The organism is Blautia sp. aa_0143, assembly GCF_004167315.1.
Classification (GTDB): domain Bacteria; phylum Bacillota; class Clostridia; order Lachnospirales; family Lachnospiraceae; genus Blautia_A; species Blautia_A fusiformis.
Genome location: NZ_RCXU01000009.1, coordinates 68,612 through 90,325, shown reverse-complemented (window position 1 = coordinate 90,325; position 21,714 = coordinate 68,612). Strand labels below are relative to the sequence as shown.

At 45.5% G+C, this 21,714-nt stretch carries 18 protein-coding genes and 1 riboswitch; of the genes, 3 read left to right on the top strand and 15 right to left on the bottom strand.

Annotated features, from left to right (window positions below):
- Positions 1-100: 100 nt before the first annotated feature.
- Both EAI83_RS06090 and EAI83_RS06085 read right to left on the bottom strand, forming a co-directional pair.
- Complete coding sequence (locus EAI83_RS06090; protein ID WP_129974776.1) at positions 101-1,234, bottom strand: electron transporter RnfD; 1,134 nt, start codon at positions 1,232-1,234, stop codon at positions 101-103.
- A 44-nt stretch (positions 1,235-1,278) separates the two neighbouring features.
- A complete protein-coding gene (locus EAI83_RS06085) occupies positions 1,279-2,199 on the bottom strand; it encodes a hypothetical protein (protein ID WP_129974775.1) in 921 nt (306 codons plus the stop codon).
- Positions 2,200-2,667: 468 nt separating this feature from the next.
- On the opposite strand from EAI83_RS06085, the gene EAI83_RS06080 reads away from it, so the two are divergent.
- Positions 2,668-3,105: a MerR family transcriptional regulator gene (locus EAI83_RS06080; RefSeq protein WP_021975878.1), complete on the top strand. Its 438-nt coding sequence runs from the start codon at positions 2,668-2,670 to the stop codon at positions 3,103-3,105.
- On the opposite strand, the gene EAI83_RS06075 is transcribed toward EAI83_RS06080, so the two are convergent.
- The 10 genes from EAI83_RS06075 to EAI83_RS06030 all read right to left on the bottom strand — a co-directional run bounded on the left by EAI83_RS06075 (position 3,106) and on the right by EAI83_RS06030 (position 13,684).
- Positions 3,106-4,419, bottom strand: a complete 1,314-nt coding sequence (locus EAI83_RS06075) for an MATE family efflux transporter (protein WP_129974774.1) — start codon at positions 4,417-4,419, stop codon at positions 3,106-3,108.
- Positions 4,420-4,463: 44 nt separating this feature from the next.
- Entirely contained in the window at positions 4,464-4,736 is a 273-nt protein-coding gene (locus EAI83_RS06070) for a hypothetical protein (protein WP_129974773.1), read from the bottom strand.
- Positions 4,733-5,812 carry a phosphodiester glycosidase family protein gene (locus EAI83_RS06065; RefSeq protein ID WP_092069828.1) on the bottom strand — a complete coding sequence of 360 codons (1,080 nt, stop codon included), beginning with the start codon at positions 5,810-5,812 and terminating at the stop codon, positions 4,733-4,735. Before EAI83_RS06065 ends, EAI83_RS06070 begins: the two co-directional genes overlap by 4 nt.
- Positions 5,806-6,873, bottom strand: a complete 1,068-nt coding sequence (locus EAI83_RS06060; RefSeq protein WP_092069825.1) for a bifunctional glycosyltransferase family 2/GtrA family protein — start codon at positions 6,871-6,873, stop codon at positions 5,806-5,808. The genes EAI83_RS06065 and EAI83_RS06060 overlap by 7 nt, the downstream gene beginning before the upstream one ends.
- Before the next feature lie 43 nt (positions 6,874-6,916).
- Positions 6,917-7,792: a DUF368 domain-containing protein gene (locus EAI83_RS06055; RefSeq protein ID WP_092069823.1), complete on the bottom strand. Its 876-nt coding sequence runs from the start codon at positions 7,790-7,792 to the stop codon at positions 6,917-6,919.
- A 152-nt stretch (positions 7,793-7,944) separates the two neighbouring features.
- On the bottom strand, positions 7,945-8,814 hold the full coding sequence (locus tag EAI83_RS06050) for an EamA family transporter (RefSeq protein ID WP_092069821.1): 870 nt from the start codon (positions 8,812-8,814) through the stop codon (positions 7,945-7,947).
- A gap of 24 nt (positions 8,815-8,838) precedes the next feature.
- A complete protein-coding gene (locus EAI83_RS06045; protein ID WP_092069818.1) occupies positions 8,839-9,549 on the bottom strand; it encodes a response regulator transcription factor in 711 nt (236 codons plus the stop codon).
- Positions 9,536-10,795 carry a HAMP domain-containing sensor histidine kinase gene (locus tag EAI83_RS06040; protein ID WP_092069816.1) on the bottom strand — a complete coding sequence of 420 codons (1,260 nt, stop codon included), beginning with the start codon at positions 10,793-10,795 and terminating at the stop codon, positions 9,536-9,538. Before EAI83_RS06040 ends, EAI83_RS06045 begins: the two co-directional genes overlap by 14 nt.
- Positions 10,796-11,089: 294 nt before the next feature.
- On the bottom strand, positions 11,090-12,118 hold the full coding sequence (locus EAI83_RS06035) for a zinc-dependent alcohol dehydrogenase (RefSeq protein ID WP_129974772.1): 1,029 nt from the start codon (positions 12,116-12,118) through the stop codon (positions 11,090-11,092).
- A gap of 381 nt (positions 12,119-12,499) precedes the next feature.
- Positions 12,500-13,684, bottom strand: a complete 1,185-nt coding sequence (locus EAI83_RS06030; protein ID WP_015526215.1) for an SAM-dependent methyltransferase — start codon at positions 13,682-13,684, stop codon at positions 12,500-12,502.
- Positions 13,685-14,032: 348 nt separating this feature from the next.
- Here EAI83_RS06030 and EAI83_RS06025 point away from each other — a divergent pair, with 348 nt between their 5' ends.
- On the top strand, positions 14,033-14,554 hold the full coding sequence (locus tag EAI83_RS06025) for a hypothetical protein (protein ID WP_015526216.1): 522 nt from the start codon (positions 14,033-14,035) through the stop codon (positions 14,552-14,554).
- Positions 14,555-15,073: 519 nt separating this feature from the next.
- On the opposite strand, the gene EAI83_RS06020 is transcribed toward EAI83_RS06025, so the two are convergent.
- Positions 15,074-15,685 carry an NUDIX hydrolase gene (locus tag EAI83_RS06020; protein ID WP_015526218.1) on the bottom strand — a complete coding sequence of 204 codons (612 nt, stop codon included), beginning with the start codon at positions 15,683-15,685 and terminating at the stop codon, positions 15,074-15,076.
- 182 nt (positions 15,686-15,867) lie between these two features.
- Between EAI83_RS06020 and EAI83_RS06015 the strand changes: the two genes are divergently transcribed.
- Entirely contained in the window at positions 15,868-17,256 is a 1,389-nt protein-coding gene (locus EAI83_RS06015; protein ID WP_243113450.1) for an MATE family efflux transporter, read from the top strand.
- A gap of 127 nt (positions 17,257-17,383) precedes the next feature.
- Here the strand turns inward: EAI83_RS06015 and EAI83_RS06010 are convergent, their stop codons facing one another.
- Together EAI83_RS06010 and EAI83_RS06005 are read right to left on the bottom strand one after the other, a co-directional pair.
- A complete protein-coding gene (locus tag EAI83_RS06010; protein WP_022426189.1) occupies positions 17,384-18,019 on the bottom strand; it encodes an ECF transporter S component in 636 nt (211 codons plus the stop codon).
- 130 nt (positions 18,020-18,149) lie between these two features.
- Positions 18,150-18,267, bottom strand: a riboswitch (FMN riboswitch).
- A gap of 110 nt (positions 18,268-18,377) precedes the next feature.
- Positions 18,378-21,545: a fibronectin type III domain-containing protein gene (locus EAI83_RS06005; protein WP_161206343.1), complete on the bottom strand. Its 3,168-nt coding sequence runs from the start codon at positions 21,543-21,545 to the stop codon at positions 18,378-18,380.
- Positions 21,546-21,714 lie beyond the last annotated feature (169 nt).

Below are 21,714 nucleotides of genomic sequence, written 5' to 3'. Positions count from 1 at the left end.
TCACAGTATACTATATGCAATTTTTTACGTCAACCTTGATCTTACGCAATTCAGTTTCAAAAATGTAATCTCTTCTGTCTGCAGCTGCACATTACGTATCTCATTTATTTTTATATACACCCAGCACATTTTCGATATAATCCGCCATCTCCCGCGCCATCTCAAACTGCTCCGGAATACGGGGATGCCCCGGCGTAGCCACACCGTTTCTGCTGAACAGAAAATGTGAGATCTTCTCATCTTTCACAGAATTTACAACCCGGTCAATAGCATCATCCCAGCTCTTATCATGCTGCAAAACAGTCGTACAGCAGACGATCCACGCCTCCGGATAAACACCACGGAGCTTTTTCAGAAAATCCCCATAGTGACTCCGCCACCTGTCAGCCATCTCACAACAATATGAATAACTCTTCTCCACCTGCGTCACCTGCTCCTGATCCGGTTCCTGTTCGTGAACACAGACACCCTGTGCTTTCTTCTCAGCCTCCACTTTCATATAATCCACCGGATAATTATCATTCTGGCCCAGAGCCACGATCACCACCTGGGGAACAAATTTCGAAAAATCCCACTCCGTCATCTCCCCAAGCATGGTGTTATAATGAATCTTATCCCACGCAGTCTCCATTCCAGTCTGCTCTGGCCTGTGAAACCACCCATGACCATCCATCAGCGCGATCCCGCCCTGAGCAATATCATGAAGTCGCGCCCCAAGCATCCTCGCCGTCATCCAAGGAAAAGAAAACCAGCAATTAGAAAAACCCCCTTCATGCTCCATATCCGTTTTACCAATAAAATCAATCGCCTCCACCGACTCCCCGGCAGAAACCGAATCCCCATAAACCTCAATCCTACGCTCCGAAACCGGAGGCAGCTCAATCAATCTCTCACCATCCCCAATCTCAAACCCCAGAATCTTCAGCTCATGACACCCATCCTGCCTCTTAAAAAACAACACATGATGCACCCCAGACTCATTCTCCGGCACCCTAACCTCAATAACCGTCTCACCGGACTTTTTCAAATAAAACGCCGACTGCACCTGATCCAGAATACACCCCAGATAATTCTGCCAGTACTCATTAAAATTCTCCACATGAATCCTCAGCACCTCCCCTGAAAACCAAAACTCCGCCGAAGACCCCGGAAACACCCAGACCGGCTCCGCCTCCACCCTACAGTCAATCCTCCCTGTATATCGAATCCTCTCATCATTGGCACAAATCCACATAAAATATCCCCTTAACTTTTTGTTTATAGCTCACACATCACTTATTACAGATTATACTCACCATACAGCTTCTGACGCCATTTTACATCCGTCACCACACGCTGCACTTCATCCGACCGCCCCTCCAGAAACAATCGATTGATCAGTGCACTCAATCTTGCTTCACCCTCGGCTTTTCCTTCCGCTTTTCCAATCGCCATTCCTTCCTCGCGAAGCCTCTCAGATTCCAACTGCAAAACTTTTCCACCCATAACCTCGCCAACTCCTTTCCGAACTTTTTCTTTATTCCTGAAAACATAATCCGATATTCTGATAATCAGCCTATTCAGATCTGTATATAATTCTGCCCTCCCAGAAATCGAAATTTCTTTCCCCAGTTTATTACGTATATCTTCATATTCACTTAATAATCTCTGAAGTTTTTCCGAATCTTTCTCTATTATATCCGCAACCTTCTCATATCTCATAATATAAAATGGAAGCAGCATCAGAAGCTTTTTCTCAAAAATACTATCTTTTGTATAATTCTCCACTTTCACCGTCGGAACCCGATATACACACATCTGAGAATCTGGAAGGATTAACTCTACCTCCAGAAAATCCGGTGTTCTTTTTCCATTTCTCAAATATAGTACGCAAGATCTGGGAAATTCTACACAATATCTCCCATCAACTTTTTTTCTGTGTTCCAATGCAATCGCAAAGTCATACTCAACCATTCTGACCGCCATTGTTTCATCATCCAAGCTCTGGCATTCAATATGGTACAACATATCGCCAATCCTCAGACAGGAATCGGTAATAATCTCCCCATCTTCCAACTGATGTTCATTACAAAGTTGAACAATCTTAACATCCTCCGGATATGCGGTATGGAACACCTCATTAATAAGCGGAACCACCAGATAAGTCATCTTCTCCACCATTGTCCGGAAAACATCATCGAATATAGTATTGTTGGTCATTAACACTCCTACTGGTATATAAAATTATACCACATCACCCAAAACTATTCCAAAAATTATCCCATAATCCGACATCCTCCCCCCACACACAAAAAAAACACAAGGAAACTCAGCCTTTTCCCCCAGCCGTCCAGCGCAGCGCTGACGGCTCATCCAACTCCCGAGCAGCCACCCTATCCCTCCCGCCCTGAATAGCCAGCCGTGGAGTGTGCATCGGTTCTGGCTGACTCTGCAGGAGGGGAGCTGATTCTTGGCTGGCGGAAATCTGCGTTGTTTTACAAAAGTTCGCTGTTTGAGCGAAGCGAGTTCGGACTTTTGTAAAACGCTTTTAGCAGAATTCCGGCAGCCTAGAAGCCAGCCCCCGACGAAGCCCCAGCCAGAACCGATGCACACTCCACGGCGTCCTATACTTGCATCCCACCCCCATTTATCATAAAATAAAAACAAAAACCCAAAGGAGGACCCCCAATGTACACCATCGGCCAAGTATCCGAAATGTTCCATCTCCCCGTCTCCACCCTACGCTACTACGACAAAGAAGGCCTCTTCCCCAACCTCAAACGCGAATCCGGCATCCGCAAATTCAACGACCACGAACTGGAAGCCCTCCGCATGATCGAATGCCTCAAAGCCTCCGGCCTGGAAATCAAAGGCATCAAACAATTCTTCGAATGGTGCAACCAGGGAAGCAGCACCTACCAGAACCGCAAAGAACTCTTCGAGACAAGAAAAAAAGCCGTAGAACAGGAAATCCTACGACTCAATAAAACCCTCGATATGCTCAAATACAAATGCTGGTACTACGACCAGGCCATGAAAGAAGGAAACGAAGACAAGATCCGCCAGATGCTCCCGGACAACCTCCCGAAAGACATCCAGCAGCTATACGACAACGGCCACAAATAACTACCACGTCCGCCGCATATAAACAATCCCCGTAACATCTGCCATCACCCAGCCAATGGGAATCGCCACCCAGATTCCCACCTCACCGAACACAACAGAAAGAACATAAGCCAGCAGAACACGAAGTCCCAGGGAGATCACCGTCAGCACAACCGACATCTCCGCCCGCTTGATCGCCCGGTAATAACCATACAGCAGAAACAGACAGCCAATCCCAAGATAAAACGCACCCTCGATCCGGAGATACTTCACCCCCGCAGCAATCACGGCCACCTCTTTCCCACTGACAAAAATCTTCATCAGCGGCCCGGCAAACAGACACACCAGCACTGAGATCATCACACTAAACCCGATACTCATGGCAAAAGCCACCCTGGTACCCTTGCGGATACGCTCCTGATTCCCGGCACCATAATTCTGCGCCACAAATGTAGAAAAGGCATTTCCAAAATCCTGAACCGGAAGATAGGCAAAAGTATCAATCTTCACAGCAGCCGCAAAAGCAGCCATCACCGTAGCCCCGAAACTGTTCACCAATCCCTGGACCATCAGAATACCAAAATTCATCACTGACTGCTGCAGACAGGTCAGAGAAGAAAGATTCACGATCTCACCAAGAATCCCCCGGTCAAAACAAAGCTCCTCTTTTCCAGGCAGAAGATCTTTGCAGGAATGCAGCACATAAATGGTAATCCCGATTCCTGACACATACTGAGCGATCACCGTAGCAAAGGCCGCACCTGCAATCCCCCAGGGAAGAACCGCCACAAACAAAAGATCCAGTCCAATATTCAGGACAGCGGAAACCGCCAGAAAAACAAGAGGCACCGTGGAATTACCAAGAGCCCTTAAAAGGCAGGAAAAAAAGTTATAAAGGGATGTTGCCACAAGCCCTGCAAAGATCACAAGCAGATATGTTTTCATCCCATCGTACACTTCTTCCGGCACCCGCAGGAACCAGAGGATCAGGTCCGTAAAAAGGTACACCACCACATTTAACATCACCGTCACACTCATGATCAGTCCAAAAGCATGGACAACAGAAAGCCGCAGTTCCCGGTCACTGCCCTTTCCCTTATAAATCGAAAAAAGAGCACCGGAACCCATACTCAGTCCCAGAAAAACAGACGTCAGAAACGTCATCAAAGTATAGGCAGAACCAACGGCTGCCAGCGCATTTTTTCCAAGCACACGTCCTACGATCAGGGTATCCGCAATATTGTAAAACTGCTGCAGAAGATTGCCCGCGATCATAGGCAGCGCAAACAGGATCAGACATTTTCCGATCCTGCCTTTTGTCAGATCATAATACATTTCATTTCACTCCATCATCCTCATACGCCAAAAAGGCGTAATCCTCACATGGAATCTATGATAAATCTTTCCAAATGATTATGCAACCTTCTTTCTCTCATACGGCTCTGAGATTTTTTCCCGGAAATCCTCTTTCCGCCTTCTGTTACTGCCAGCAAGATCACCACAAAATATAACACCATCTGAAGCCCGCTCACATGTCCGGAAAAATTCATATACGGATTATACCAGTCCAGGATTTTTGCTGTTATGGAAACCAGACTGCATACAACACAGACATGCAGGAGAATTTTTCTTATTGTACTTAATATCTTCATAAAGATCCCTCCGTAATAAAAATCCCATCTTCGATCTCGTGCTCCGGTTTATACGGATCATTGACCACTTTTCCGTTCATTTCCATAAAAGAACAATGGCCGCCGTCAAGATTATAAGCCACCTTGCAGCCAAGATCCTCAAACACCTTCGCCATCTCATCCAGGAACATTCCCCTGGAGCTCTGCTGTCTCCCGTCCACAAGAAGCAGGCAGTAATGTCCCGGTTCAAAATACCCGATGGCAGTCCGCGGATGAGACCGGCGGATGTAAGTCCAGGTCCAGAATTTATCATTCGCCTTTCCATTTGCGTCCAGCAGACTTGGCCCAAAGATCCAGCTCTGATAAGCACCTCTGCCGATGAGTTTCTGCTCATCCAGCTGCCCCGGCTGATAAATATCCATGGTTCCGTCCCAGTTGAGAACACAGGTTTCCTCCCCGGACTGCTGGCTGCGGTAGATCACACCGTTTCGTATGATCGTACCATTCTCTCTGTGACGATTGTTGCTATAGGAATCTCCGTTGACCGACAGTATGGATTTCATTCTTGCAGACATATCTGTAAGCTTTTCCGTATAGCCAATTCCATAGGTATCCTGTGCAAACGCAGTCTGGAAGCAGGTGATATCGCCAATGTAAATATCCGCCAGCACATAGGAAATTTTGCTTCCGTATTTTGCATAACTGCCACCATGTGTGTTATCCACAGTTCCGGAATCATACTGGTGATGAGAAATCTGAATGGACAGGTTGGGACTTGTGTATGATGTATCTGTAGAAACCACTGTATCGGTAAATTTGTCCGCAAATTTCTCATGCCAGTCCTGGGTACTCAGAACTTTTCGGGTTTGTTTAAGTTCTGTACCGTTCATCCCGTTTCCTGTATCTGAACTGCTTCCAGTCCCACCGGAATTCTGCAAACCGGAACTTCCGGAATCATTTCCGGCCGTGTCCTCCTCCGCCATATTCACCGCCCTGACCCCCTTCTGGGGAATCTTAAAATTAATGACCCACACCCCCAGAAGGATCAGCGCAGCCACTGCCACATCCAGCAGGATCCATAATATTCGTTTTACCATGTTCTACTCCGGCCTCCTGACATCAGACGGTTCCCGGGATCACGGGCAAAGATCAGAAAATTCTGTACCAGCCAGCTTATCAGAAACAGGGTACACTCTGTCAGGATCTTTGCCGGATACACAGGCATATGAATGATCTGCGTCAGCGCCTCCAGAATGATATTGTTCATGACCAGGATAAAAGCAGCCAGTTCAAAATACTGCATCGCCGTCTGGATCTTTTTTTCCTTATGAAAAACGAAATAACAGTTCATACAGTAGTTATAAAAAGCACTGACCAATCTTGCCAGGATATTGGCTCCCAGCACAAACATGGCTGTGTGTGGCAGACAAAACATAAAAAACGCAAACAACAGATAATCCAGAACAAAGCTGGAAAATGAAGACAGTGTAAACTTCAGCAGATCTTTGTAGATCCGTATGGAATCCCACACCGCCCGGAAATGAGAGGTAGAATTTTCTCTGTCCTGATAAATGGTGTTGATCGGAACCTCATCAATATCGATTCCTTCCTTTGCCAGAAACAGCAGCACATTCATCTCATATTCATACCTCTCGCCCTCCACAGTCAGGAGCTTTTTTACCAGATCTGAGGTAAACACCCGCATTCCTGTCTGTGTGTCCGAGATGCTGACTCCGCTTAAAAGCTTAAACACTTTTCTCGTGATGGTATTCCCAAGTCTCGATTTCAGCGGCATGTCTTTTCCCACATTCCGCACACCCAGGATCATAAGCCTCTCACTGTTTTCCCCATGGACAAATAATTTCAGCAGATCCTCCGGAAGATGCTGCCCGTCACAGTCCATCACACCGATCAGTGTGCTTCCCCAGATCTCACGGTTTACATAATCAAGCGCAGTCTTAATGGCAGCACCTTTTCCTCTGTTTTCCTCATGGCGGAGAAGAATGCAGACATCGTTGATTCTGTTAAAAATATCCAGATAATCTTCCCCGCTTCCATCATCCACAACAACAATCCGGAATCCATATGTCCACAGCTGATCTACGATCCCGACCAGCCTTTCATCCGGTTTATACGCCGGTATGATCACAACTGACATGTTTTCACCTCATCTCCTGTAAAAAATCTCTGCCTGTTTTCTCTTATCTTCTTTCTTTCATCAACTGCATTCCCAGCACAAGTGCCAGTCCCACAAGTGCTGCCAGAATCTGGAAATTACCAAATCCCATCACCGGCTGTGGAACTTTCAGTGTGGCAGGTCCCTGCATGATCGCATAAAACGATCCGATCATCATTCCAAGAATGGCATATACCGACTGGGTACGGAATTTTTCCAGACAAAACTGAATTCCTTTTACTACCGTAACCGCTCCTGTCAGAACACCAAGTCCAAAGAAGATCAGAAGTGGCAGATAGGAAAAATCCATTCCCAGAAGCCCGCGTACTGCTGTGATCACCGGAATATATGCACCAAAGATCAGAAGCAGTGTGGAACCGGAAATTCCCGGAAGAAACATGGCGGAAATGGCGATCATGCCGATAAAAAACAGCCGGATCCCGGTTCCGATGTGAAACTGTCCAAGGTCCATGGAAGCCACACCGGTTTTTCCATTAAGCCATGCAATTCCTGCTACCACCAGGATTCCCGCAATGCAGAACCCGATTCCCTTCAGGATGTTCCGGGAACCGCCAAAGCTTTCTTTTTCCTCCCGGATGATCAGCGGAATGGAACCTGCGATAAATCCCATAAACAGGGAACTGACGGTATAAATATAACTTTCAAACAGCGATGACAGAAGAAGAACTGCCAGCACCATGCCCGTCATCCAGCCAATTCCAAGCTTCACCAGATAAGAAAAAGAAGTTTTCTTTTTTTCCATATTTCCAAATACAAAATCATTGATAGAACCGATAAACCGGTCATAAAATCCAAGGATAAACGCTACCGTTCCTCCTGAAACTCCAGGCACGCTGTCCGCAAGTGCCATGCAGAATCCGTTCATTCCTTCCCTTAACATATAAAAAACCTCCTGTCTGTTTTCTGTGATCATCATAAACAACGATCTTAAACAGACAGAAGGTATCTTTCTAAATAATATCTAAACTCTTGTTATCCCGGACATACCGTTCCACGCCCGGAGGTCAGGCGGATAAAAGCATTCCGCATTCCTTACAGAACCGCCATCATAATGGTTCCCGCAAGAATACACAGTAATCCAAATGCCGCTTTCTTCGTAAGTTTCTCCTTAAATACCACCCAGGAAAATGCAATGGTAACCAGAATGCTCAGCTTGTCGATAGGCACCACCACACTTGCCGGGCCGTCCTGCAGGGCACGGTAATAGCACAGCCAGGATGCTCCTGTGGCAAGTCCTGACAGAGCAATAAATCTCAGTTCTTTTTTCTCAATCCTATGAAGTTCTTTCTGTTTTCCCTTGAGAAAAACCATCAGCCAGGCCATCACGATCACAACTGTAGTACGGATGGCAGTTCCCAGGTTGGAATCGATCCCTGCAATTCCGATCTTTCCAAGAATGGCAGTAAGACTGGCAAATACTGCGGAAAGCACGGCATAGATCAGCCATTCCTTACCGTTTTTTTCCTCTGCGTCTCCGGTTCCTTCTTTTCTTGTGATCATCAGCATGGTACCTGCACCGATCAGCACTACGGAAACGATCTTGACCGGCGTCAGACCTTCATGCAGAAAGATCAGCGCAAGAAGGATCGTCAGGATCGTACTGGACTTGTCAATGGGAACAACCTTGTTGACATCCCCTTTCTGCAAGGCATGAAAATAACATAGCCAGGATGCTCCTGTGGCAAGTCCTGACAGAACCAGGAACAACAATGTTTTTCCATCCACATTTCTGATCCCGGACCAGGTTCCTGTGACCAGAACCATCAGCCAGGAAAACAGAAGCACCACCACCGTACGGATAGCTGTCGCCACATCTGAATCCGTCTTTCTGATCCCGCATTTTGCAAGGATCGCCGTGATTCCCGCAAAAAACGAAGAACCAACTGCAAAAAGTACCCACATTTTCCCCCATCTCCCTCGTATGTTTTATTTATTGAGGCGGTACCCCGCCCCCCATACCGTTTCCAGGATCTTGGGATTTTTGGGATCATCCTCGATTTTTTCCCGGATACGGTTGATGTGCACCATAACCGTGGCGCTGTCGCCCACGTAATCATATCCCCATATTTTTTCGAACAGTTTTTCCCTGGAAAAAACAATGTTGGGATTCATTGCCAGAAATTTCAGAAGCTCAAATTCTCGGTTTGGAAAACGTATCTCAGTATCTCCCTTAAAAACTTTCCAGCTGTTGACCAGGATCCGAAGATCCTGCACCTGGATCTCCTCGGAAGCATCCGGCCCTTTGTCGGAAAATTTCTCCACCATCCGCTGATACTGGCGCAGGTTTGCGTTCACTCTCGCCACCAGTTCCGCCGGATCAAAAGGCTTGGAAATATAATCATCCGCTCCCAGTCCAAGGCCACGCACCTTATCCACGGATTCTGTACGGGCAGTTACCATAAGAATGGGAATATCCACTTTATCACGGATCTCCCGGCAGACCTGGTAGCCACTTTTTCCGGGAAGCATCAGATCCAGAAGCACAAGGTCAAACTGCTCCTCCTCTGCGATCTGCGCCGCGTCCATTCCATCTGAGAGTATCTTCGTCTCAAAACCGGAAGCCTGAAGATAGGCTTCTTCGATCATACTGATATCCGGATCATCTTCTATGATAAGGATTTTTTTATTGTCCGCCATTTTTTTCTCCCTTCTGCACATCCACCAGAGTTTCTGCTGCCGGAAGCTCCATGCGTACCACGAAACCGTCCGCATTTTCACCGCGGACATTTCCTCCCATTGCTTCCACGAGATATTTCACAATATACAGTCCAAGACCATTTCCTTCTTTTTTGTTTCTGGACTCATCGCCTCTGTAAAACTCATCAAATACATAGGGCAGTTTTTCCTCCGGAACACCAACACCATTGTCACGGAAAGAAATCTCCACGCCGCCTCCCGTTCTTTTCAGGGAAAGTTCTGTTTTCAGCACATCACGTTCTGCATACTTACGGCTGTTTTCCAGAAGATTATCAAAAATACGCTGCAGCTGTTCCGGATCTGCATTAATATCCAGATGAATATTTCCCGTTTCTGCCTGCATCTGCTCTTTTTCCTTATCCAGAAGTTCCTGCTTTCCTTTTACATAATTCCGGATAAAATCCCCAATCTCTATTTTCTGAACAGAAAGAGGCATATTTCCGGTTTCAATCTTGGAAACATAGAACAGCTGGTTCAGAAGGCCGTCCATATCTCCGGTCCGGCGGTAAGCAGCCTGCAAAAATTTCTCCTGCATTTCCGGAGTTGCCGCAATGCCGTCCATAAGTCCTTTGATCGTTCCCCGGATGGCAGTCAGCGGCGTACGCAGGTCATGGGAGATTCCGGCGATCATATCCGTTCTGGCTTTCTCATATTTCCGGTTCTTCTCCTGCTCGCGCAAAATGTGCTCCTGCATATGGTTAAATGTGATACACACATCCTCAAATTCCGCATCTCCCACATACCGGATCTCTGTAGTCAGATCGTTGTGCCGGATGCGGTCTGCCCCCTGTGCCAGAAGATCCAGAGGCTCCATGATATGTTTCTCCAGATTCCTTGTAAAAATCTGACTCATCAGCAAAAGTACAAGGATACAGATAATTCCATCTGCCCCAAATAAAAGAATAAACTCATTTCTGTGGATTGTCCAGCTTTCCAGAAAATCATCCAGATCTCCGAGAAGTTCCTGGCCATCCTCATGTTGATATTTTACATTATCAGAATCCGAAAAATTCGATGTGCCGCTTCCCCCAATAAGGTCTTCTATAGATGTCTTCAGTTCTTTTTCCACGGATTCCGCGTAAATTTTCACAACCACCAGATTAATGGCCAGAAAGATCAGAAGTGTCACCAGCACCATCAGTGCATTTGAAAGAAAAATCCTTCTTTTTACTGTTCCCTTTTCCATGTTTTCACCCTCCTGCAGATATATTTAAGCAAAGCGCTTTTGTTCATCTTTCTTATACAGCGTTTTTCTAAACAACAACAGCGGAAAAAACTAAACAGTTTCTAAACTTATTTTTTATCTGCACTCGACGTTCTTTATGCTTTTTTCCATCATAACACAAACTCTTTTTTCTGTCGTCCTGTGGAGCAAAATGTTTTTGATTTTGAAACTCTGCTCATTACATAACAAAAAACTCCCGACGTAGTCAATAACTGACAACATCCGGGAGTTCTTATTATTTTTGATTACAAACCGTTATTTCTCCTGCACATTGATGATAACCTTCATGGTTGTCTCACGGTTCTCATCAATATACTGATAAGCCTTCAGATAATCTTTGAACTTGAATGTTTTTGAGATCAGTGGTCTTAAATGAACTTTTCCGGCATTTACAAGATCAATGGCATCTACATAATCCTCATGGCGGTACATCATGGTGCTCTTGATATCCAGCTCATGGTCGTTGGCAACAGCAAGGTCAACAGTCGCCATGTCCGCAAATACTGCTACCAGTACGATAACGCTGCCCTTTCTCGCATACTGGATCGCCTGTCCCATAGTGATGTTGTTTCCGGCACAGTCATAGATCACATCTGCCTTGTCCGGGCCAAACGCTTCCACCAGAGCTTCTCCGAAATTTTTCTCTTTCGTGTTTACGCAGATATCAATGCCGCACTCTTTCGCTTTTGCAAGACGGAGATCGCTGACATCGGTGATCATAACTTTGGCTGCGCCCATTCCCTTGGCTGTCTGTGCAACAAGGTTTCCGATAGGACCTGCGCCGATCACTGTGATGTTCATCCCTTTTACATCGCACATCTGCTTCACTGCATGGACTGCAACTGCCAGCGGCTCGATCATTGCACCTTCCTCGTAAGACATCTCCTCCGGGATCGGTGTTACCTTAGATGCATCTACTGCGAAGAATTCCGAAGCTGTTCCTGTCGTCTGGAAGCCCATAACCTTCAGTTCCTCACAGAGATTATACTTTCCATGGCGGCATGGATAACAGTGTCCGCAGTATACCTGCGGCTCGATGGTAACTTTCTGACCAACCTTAAAACCTGTCACATTCTTTCCAAGTCCCGTGATCTCACCGGATACTTCGTGTCCCTGTGTTACCGGATATTTGGTAAACGGATGCTTGCCGTGATATACATGGATGTCCGATCCACAGATACCAATGTTCATGATCTTAACCAGAACCTGGTCATCTTTTACCTCCGGAACCGGTACCTCTCTGAAAATAATCTCTCCTGGATTTGTCATTACCTGCTGAAGCATCTTATTCTCCTCCTTTGATTTCTTTCTATTGTATATCATCTTTTATTAATTATTTTATTAAAGTAATTACATTATTATTCTTTTCTCCTGATCTGTCAAGATAGTTTTCTATGATTCTGCTTATTGAACAAGTTTGCAGCTTTGTTTTTATGCACATTCCATAATTATCGGTAAACGGAATAGTCAAACGAATATTCGCAATACGCTTCGCTACTTGCTCATGACCGAATAACTCCTTCGCGGTTTATCGGTTAAAAAACGAAGCCTGCGGATTCAGCATTTCTGTAATCATATGCTGAATCCACAGGCTCCTTATACGTTTTTATAAATAGTTTTATAGAAGTATGATATTCCTTTCCGGCAGGTTTGTAAAGGCTTTTATCAATACCAGCGTGTCATCGGCAGATCATTATTCACACCCTTGGTCATAAGAATCTGGTGAAGATCGATAATTCCGTTGTGGAAGGTTGCCGCACATGCTGACAGGTACAGATCCCACATACGCAGGAACTCTTCGTCAAACATAGTCTTTTCTTTTTCAATATTGTCCCGGAAATTCTTTTCCCAGTGAAGCAATGTCTTATTGTAATGCAGACGGAGATTTTCGATATCCAGGGTATGGAAATTGTCCTCTGCCATATGGTTCAGGATCTCACGTAAGCTCGGAACAGTTCCGCCCGGGAAAATATATTTCTTGACCCACGGATCACCCGGATGCTCCTTCAGAGCACTGATAAAGTGAAGTAGAAACAGTCCGCCCGGCTTCAGAACCTTTTCCACACAATCAAGAAACAGCTGATAATTATCACGTCCAACATGCTCCAGCATACCGACACTGACAACACGGTCAAACTGATACTCCTTCTTCGGCAGATCACGGTAATCCATCAGCTCTACCGTAAGATAATCTTCCAGACCCTGATCCTTGATCCGTCTCTGAAATTCTGCATACTGTTCATGACTTAAGGTGATACCGGTACCATGAACCTTATATTTCTTAGCTGCCTCGATCAGCAGAAAGCCCCAGCCGCAGCCGATATCCAAAAGACTCATACCCTCTTCCAGATGTAATTTTTTAAGGATATAATCAACTTTATTTACCTGTGCCTGATACAACGTATCATCCTCATGGATAAAATACCCACAGGAATAACTCATAGTCTCATCCAGCCAAAGTTTATAAAAGTCATTTCCAATATCATAATGGCTGGTCACTTCCTTTTCCTGGTTCTTCTTTGATGTTGAACTGAACATGATCTTTTTCAGAGCAGATTCATTGGTAGAAAATTTCCCCATCTGACCTAGAAAATGATCCAGCGCTTCATAAAGATTTCCCTCGATATCCAGATCCCCACGCATATACGCCTCACCCAGTGCAAGGGATGTGCTCTTCATCAGATCCGCCAGAGGAATCGCTTTCTTAAAATTCACCGTAAATGTAGGTTCACCCTCTCCAATGTGATACTCGGAATTCTTGAACTTTACCAGAAATGGATAATCTGTAAAGCGTTCAAGGAACTGTACCATTGCTTTCTCTTCCGTCTTCTCCTGTAATGTCTCAAACATAATAGTCTACCTCCTTTAACACAGCACTATGATACACCCGGAGGAAGGCTTTATGTCAAGGGAGATATACAACAAAATTTTATCAATAAAATGAGAATATTTGGTAAAACTCTTCCTTATAATTATTTATAGTTATCCAAATTAACTCGATATTTAAAGTCCACATTTAACCCAGCCCTCAAAAGCACTGACATTTTCAAAACATAATCGTCAATTATATATCATTTCCCGATAATCATCTTTGTATTTTACGCATTTTTTATTGCTTTATATATAATTCAGACTTATAATAAAAGATACAAAAAAAGAGCGAAAACCATATAAAAATCCAACACTGGAGGGAACCTTATGAACGAAGAACTTTTTAATGAAGCATCAAAATCCAACATCCTGTCAAAACAACTGGTCGATCAACTTCAGGAAAGCATGACCTACAGCAGCATCTCCTTCATCAATTGGACCATCGAAGTCCTCAAGCTCCTGAAAGCCCGCATCGAACGCGGCGACAAGATCAAAGATGAGACCACCGGCGTGATCTACGATTTCTACACCTTCCGCCAATTTGTAGAAACCAACTTCTCCACCTACATCACCGGCCAGGTCTTCAACACCTCCATCCGGTCCCAGAAAGTCTACTTCACCCTGGAAGCCTGCCCAGGCGGCTACAACCTCCTCATGGCAGACTCCGGCAACGAAAAAACCTACCGCTGGATCTCCAGCTTAAGCAAACGCTTCTCCCTGGTAGAAATGATCGCCACCGGAATCGTCTACGTCAAAGACAACCGTACCGACACCTACCAGCCATTTATCTCCGAAAACGGCAAATACTGCAAATACAACAAAGACCTGGGAAAACTCATAGAACTCTGATCAAAACGGGGAATCCGCAACCGCAGATTCCCCGTTTTTCTCATCCATCCAGTGCAGCGCCGATGACCCATTCCCCTCTTCAAGCCACAGGGAATCTCAGCCTTTCCTCCCAGCCATCCAGCGCAGCGCCGATGGCTCATCCAACTCCCGTCATGCCACAAGGAATCTCAGCCTTTCCTCCCAGCCGTCCAGCGCAGCGCTGACGGCTCATCCAACTCCCGTCATACCACCCCACTAGCAACACTCCCCACGAGATTTAACACGTCTCACGGCCAACGCACAGCCAGTGAGGGGCTTCTTTCCAGGCTGACTCTGCAGGAGGGGAGCTGCTTCTTAGGTGGCGGAAATCTGCGTTGCTTCAAAAAATCTCGCTGTTTGAGCGGCTTCAGACGCGAGTTCGAGATTTTTTGAAGCGCTTTTAGCAGAATTCCGGCACCTTAGAAGCCAGCCCCCGACGAAGCCCCAGCCTGGAAAGAAGCCCCTCACTGGCGTCCCCTTCCGCCATATAACTACCTCCGTTTAAATCTCCCCAAGAAATCCAAACACCTCCTCATCCTCAAGAAAATGCATCAGCATATAAGCACACATGATCGCAACCCTCTCCTCCTTCAGTATCCTCCTGACCTCATCCCGGTCCGCGATCACAACCTCGATCTCCTCACTATCCTCCTGAGCCGCCTTACTAACCTCACCACTGGCATACCCATAAACCGTAGCACAGGATTCATCCGTCATCCCAATCGTCGTAAAATAAGGCTTCTCAAAAGCCTCCGCAACCTTGATCGGCTCCAGCTTCAACCCGGTCTCCTCAAACATCTCCCGCACAGCACCCTCATGGAAATCCTCCCCAGGCTCCACAAGCCCCGCCGGAAACTCATAAATATACCCGCCGATCGTATACCGATACTGACGGATCAGCACAACCTTATCCCGCTTCTCTCCATAAACACTGTAAATGATCACCCCATCCGGATGATTCTCCCCTGTAGAAAGCTTCATATCCTCCACACTCTTCGCCCTGGAGGCCACAAAATAAGAAACCGGCGTATCATGTACACTGGTCGCATCCACTCCATAAAGATTCACGAACTTATTATCTGTAAGTTTTTTCACACTGTTGATCTTACCCATCTGAAAAGCTCCTTCCCGAAAATTTTTCTAAAAACATTTTATCCCATCCAAAACCAAAGGTCAATTTTTTATACTTACACTCCCTTCACAATAGTGCTATAATAAATACCCTGCTATAAAATTAAAAATCCACTTATCACATTACCAAACAGCTACTGTAGACAAGAAAGAAGGAAAAAACATTGAAAAACCAGACCAATGCTGCCCAGGCCGAAAACCCTCTGGGAACCGCCCCTGTAGGCAGCCTGATCGCCAAATTCGCCATTCCCGCCATCATCAGCATGCTGGTCAGCGCTCTGTACAATATCGTTGACCAAATCTTTATCGGACAGGGCGTAGGAATGCTTGGAAACGCCGCCACAAACATCGCATTTCCCGTAACCATTATCTCTACTGCTGCTGCACTGCTCCTGGGAATCGGCAGCGCCTCCAATTACAACCTGGAAATGGGCGCAGGAAACGAAAAAAAAGCCAGCTCCATTGCAGGAACCGGACTCTCCGCGCTGATAATCTCCGGTACGATACTCTCTGTCATCGTCCTTCTGTTCCTGAAGCCACTGCTTCATTTTTTCGGCGGAACACCGGACGTCATGCCCTATGCCATTGATTACATGGGGATCACCGCCATTGGACTTCCCTTTTATGTTTTAAGCACAGGCGGCAACCACCTGATCCGAGCAGACAGGAGTCCTACCTATTCCATGACCTGCATCCTGGCCGGTGCCGCCATCAACACCATCCTGGACCCGCTTTTCATCTTTGGATTCGGCTGGGGCATCAAAGGTGCAGCCTGGGCAACCGTGATCGGCCAGATTGTATCCGGACTTCTGATCATCTTTTATTTTTCCAGACTCCGAAAAATGTACCTGGACCACTCCATGCTGATTCCTAAGGCACGCAATCTGTCTGCCATTTTTTCTCTGGGAATGGCATCCTGTATCAATCAGGTTGCCATTGCTGCAGTGCAGATTGTCATGAACAATACACTTCGCCATTACGGAGCACTCTCCGCTTACGGAAGTGATATTCCGATCGCTTGTGCAGGGATCATTTCCAAAGTCAATCAGGTATTTATGGCCATCTGCATCGGAATCTCCCAGGGCTCCCAGCCCATCTGGGGATTTAACTACGGCGCCGAAAAATACAGCCGTGTACGCCAGACATACCGCTATTCCGTAACCTTATGTACTGTGATCGCAACCATATTTTTTATCTGCTTCCAGTTCTTCCCGCATCAGATCGTAGGCATCTTCGGAAACGGCAGCGACCTGTACTTTCATTTTGCAGAAAAATATCTCCGCATCTTCATGCTGATGACCTTTGCCAACGGGATCCAGCCTATGTCCGCCGGCTTTTTTACCTCCATTGGAAAAGCCAGGCTTGGTGTGATCATGTCCCTCACAAGGCAGGTGCTCTTCCTGCTGCCGCTGATCGTCATCTTCCCGGTCTTCTTCGGAATCGATGGCGTCATGTACGCAGGACCAATTGCAGATACCTCTGCATTTGTGCTGGCCGTTGTTTTTGCCAGACGTGAGCTTGGAGTCATGAAAACTGCAGAACAAAACGCCTGACATAAAAAATGCCATGTAATTTACTGCCCATCGGCAATATATTACATGGCATTTCTCACATTCTCAGATATTTATCTGAAACCACCAATTTCTGATCTTTTCTTCATCCTCCGGCAGCTGCTTATGATCAGTCACCTTTCAGTACAACACGGATTTTCTTATAGATTACAAATACGATCAGAGATGTCAGTGCATATTTAAAGATATTAAACGGAGCAATGATCAGCAGTGCAAAGGTAAGCAGTCCGTTTACGGAGCTGTGTACTGCGCTTCCCATCTGGATAAAGGTCTCGATTGGCATTCCAAACGCCTTACCGTAAGCCGGAAGCAATACAAAGGCATTGACAAAGCATGCAAGGATCGCTGTCAGGACTGTTCCTGCTGCCATACCTGCAACTGCATGTACTCTGCTCTTTTTGTGACGGAAACGGTAGATCAGGCCGGCCGGTACCACATAGGCACATCCAAACAGGAAATTGGCAACATCACCAACACCGGCAGTCATGGTTCCCTTAGTCACAAGATGTACGAGAATCTTCACAAGCTCGATCAGGATACCTGCCACAGGTCCCATAGCGAAGGTTCCTACCATAACCGGTACCTCGGAAAAATCAAGCTGATAAAAAGACGGTGCAAGAAACGGGATCGGAAACTCAAGATTCATCAATACTCCTGCCACAGCACCAAGCATGGCTACCTGCGCGATGGTTCTTGTTCTGCTTCTTTCCACAGCATTTCCTCTCTGTAATATCTGTTCACTCATAACTCTCTCTCCTTCTTCAGAAATATTCAAAGAAAATTTCCACAAGAAATCTTTATGCGAAAAAAATTTCTTCACATAAAAAGCCCCGGGAGCTTCTTCCCGGGGCACTGAGCACGTTCTTTAAATACTGCGCGTTCTTCTCTCATCCAGACTTTACTGTCGGTTCCGGAATTTCACCAGATCAGCCGCCAAAGCGGGTCGCGGACTATACCGCCGGTAGGGAATCACACCCTGCCCCGAAGAAATTTTCTTTTTTATGAGTTCATTATAACGCGCTCTTTTTATAATTACAAGCCTTAATTCTGTCACAGAAGCATTCTGCTCCATTTATATAAATCTAAGATCCACTCCTTTATGATCAAACCCGGATTTTCTTTACCGTACTCCAGCTACTGTAAAGAACCTTTTTTCCGACTCTTTTATATGACCGGATGCGGACATAATAGGTCTTTTTGTTTTTCAGTCCTGATATCTTATATCTGGTCGCAGACTGTTTTCCAACTGTGACCGTTTTTCTTTCTTTTGTAAATCTGCTGTCTGCTGCATACTGGATCTGATAGCCGGTTGCCTGTATATTTTTCTTCCAGCTTGCGGTAAAGGATCTGTTTGCTTTTTTCAGTCCTGTCAGCAGAGTTTTTAGAGGCAGGATCTTAAAGGTAAGCGTTTTGTTGATACGACTGTATTTTCCGATTCCTCTGACCTGTACAGTTCCAATTCCGGAATTTTTATTATTTTTGTAATACAGCTTATAAGCACTCGCACCGATCTTCTTTCCATTTACAGTTACGGTTACTGATGGCCGGATGGATTTTCCCGTATAAGTGTAAGAGGTTCTGTTTAGCTTAACATTGCTGACAAACTTTTCTGTCTTTTTTATGATCTTGAAATGAATGGTTGCGGTACCTTTATAATAACCGGTACCATAAATGGTTACCGTTGCAACACCCGGATACTGATTATCCTCGTAGTACATATAATAATCTTCGCCGGCTTTCAATCCGGGGATTACGATGGCAGGTGTAAGTTCTTTTCCTGTATATGTCTGATCAGCTATTGGATCCGCAGCCGGCAGTTTTCCGTAAATAGTAAAATATAATGTTTCCGATCCTTTATAATTGCCGATTCCCGTGAGCTCTGCACGAGCTTCACCAGGCTTTTCATTATTAACATAGGTTACCGTATAATCTTTTCCCTGTACCAGTCCGTCAATTACCACTTCCGGTTCCACTTTTTTTCCTTTAAAGGTGGTTTCCAGGTATGTTTCATTATTTTCCGCAAAATAGCACACATACATTCCATTTTCATCTGGCGTAATCTTGAAACTCCGCTCTACTGTACCGCAGAAAATATCTTTTCCCGTGATCTTTACAGTCGCAGTTCCTGCATTGATGTTATTTTCATAAGTTACTTCATAATCGAAGCCCTGCTCAAGTTCCGGTGCGGATTCACTGGATTCTATTTCGGGTTCATGGCTTTTTCCATTATATTCATAGTCTGAAGTGATCTGTTCAAACCATTCATTCTGAAGCGGTATCCGGTTGTCTGCTGACAGCTCCACAAACGTGCAGCCACGGTCCTCTGCGTATTTCTGAAGTGTGGAATCCTTTTTTCCCGCGATCAGTGCTGAATCCCTGAACGCATCATCCGCCCAGACAGTATCTGTGCTCAGTACTCTTATCCTGCACCCGGAAGACAGACGAAGTCCATTTTTCCCAACTGATTTTACAGATGCGGGAATTATAATATCACGGATCCCTGAACTGCTCTGGAATGCATATTCACCGATTTCTTCCAAGCCTTCGTTCAGGACAGCTTTCGTAAGCGACGAACAGTTTCCGAAAGCACCTTCTCCAAGGCTTCTGACACTTCCCGGTACTGTTATGGAAGAAACATTTACACAGTAATAAAAAGCATAGTCTCCCACGCTTACAGTTCCATCCGGGATCTGGTAATCTCCGGAACGTCCGGACGGAAACACGATCAGTTTTGTGCCATCCTTGCTGAATACCACTCCGTCTTTTTCAGAAAAATACGGATTTTCCGGATCTACTTTAATTTCTGTCAGACTGGACTCAGACAAGCCCTCCACAAAAGCAGCCAGCCCTATAGATGACACATTTGGGGGAATCGTAACAGATTTCAATTTCTCACAGTTGTAAAAAGCATTCTTTTCGATGGTTGTAAGCGAATCCGGCAAAGTAACAGACTCTATATCAGAAGCCTGGGTGCAATACTGGAAGGTACTGTTTCCAAGAACCGTTACTTTTCTTCCGTCAATAGTATCCGGAACTACGATATTTGTATCCGTTCCTTCATACTGATACAGCCTGAGTGTTCCATCATTCAGAATCTTATAAGAATAGTCATAGTCCATTTTGGACAATTCATAATGTCTGGGGGCATTTCCCGTATATCCGCAGTCAACCAGATATCTTTCTCCGTCAATTATGACTACAGAGTTCCTGTGACCGCTTCCCGCCCCCGGATCATTTGCCGCATACCTTGCATACACGGTCAGTCCCAGTTTTTCGCACATATAGTTCACTGCGCTGGTATTGGCCCAGCAGTCTCCGCCGCCATCCAGCATCAGGCCTGTATAACCGGAATGATACTGACTGTAATTGAAGTTGTTGGCAAGCCATCTGGCGATCGTCTCAACCTTTTTATAATCGGACATTTCCGCAGTAATATTTTCTTTGAGGAATGTATCCATTTTTTGTTCTGCGTAATACTCCGCATAATCTTTGAGTATGAATTTATAATAAACGGTACTGTTTCCATCCTGTACAGAGATCAGGGTCTCTCCAAACATGTATTCCCACTGGCTCTTTACGTCATTTCCGTTTTTGTCTACATAGGTTACATACTGCATTTTAGGAGTAACAAGACCGGTTTCGCTGACTTTCGCAGTATAACCGGAAACAACCGTATATACCGGATTTTTGCCGGATGTCTGGATCTGATAAGATGTCTGCATGGTATCCGGCATGGAGATCACACTGCTGTAAGTATCATTCATCGCATACAGATATATTTCTGTACTCTCCACATCTGTTTCTTTTTCGGAAGTGCCTGCTGCCGGAATATCATCTGTGAATATATCTTCCTGCTGCTCCTTGTTTTCTCCGTCACCAAAAATTTCTTCCGGTGCCGCAGCCTCCTCTGTTCCTTCTGCTTTTCTGATGACCGCCGAAGGTTCTTCCAGAATTAATCCTTCATCAGAATCCTGTTGTATTTCCTCATTCTCTGAGCTTTCAGCTTCATCCGTTTCCGTTCCGATATCTGATCCCGGAAACTCTTCTTCTGTAATCTGATCTGTGCTCACGGTATTATCTTCTCCCGCGATCTGATCTGTGTTTACGGTATTTTCTGATTCCTCAAAATTCCCGTCATCTGTAAAAGTATCAATGGCGTCTGTTATATCCGTCTGTGCGTCTGTAAAATCTTCGGCCACCACCGGTCCACATGGAACAATAGACATACATAATGACAGACCAAATGCTATCAATTTTTTCGGAAATTTCATTTCGTACCTTTCCTTCCTTTTTATGTAAACCATTTATATGTAAGTTCTGTTTTTATTATAACGCGGCCCTGTCTTTTCGCAAGCTGCAATAATGTCCCCAACTCTGCAAAAAACCGCTGTGATCTTCATTTTAGATCACAGCGGTTTATGTTTTATTATCGGAACATCA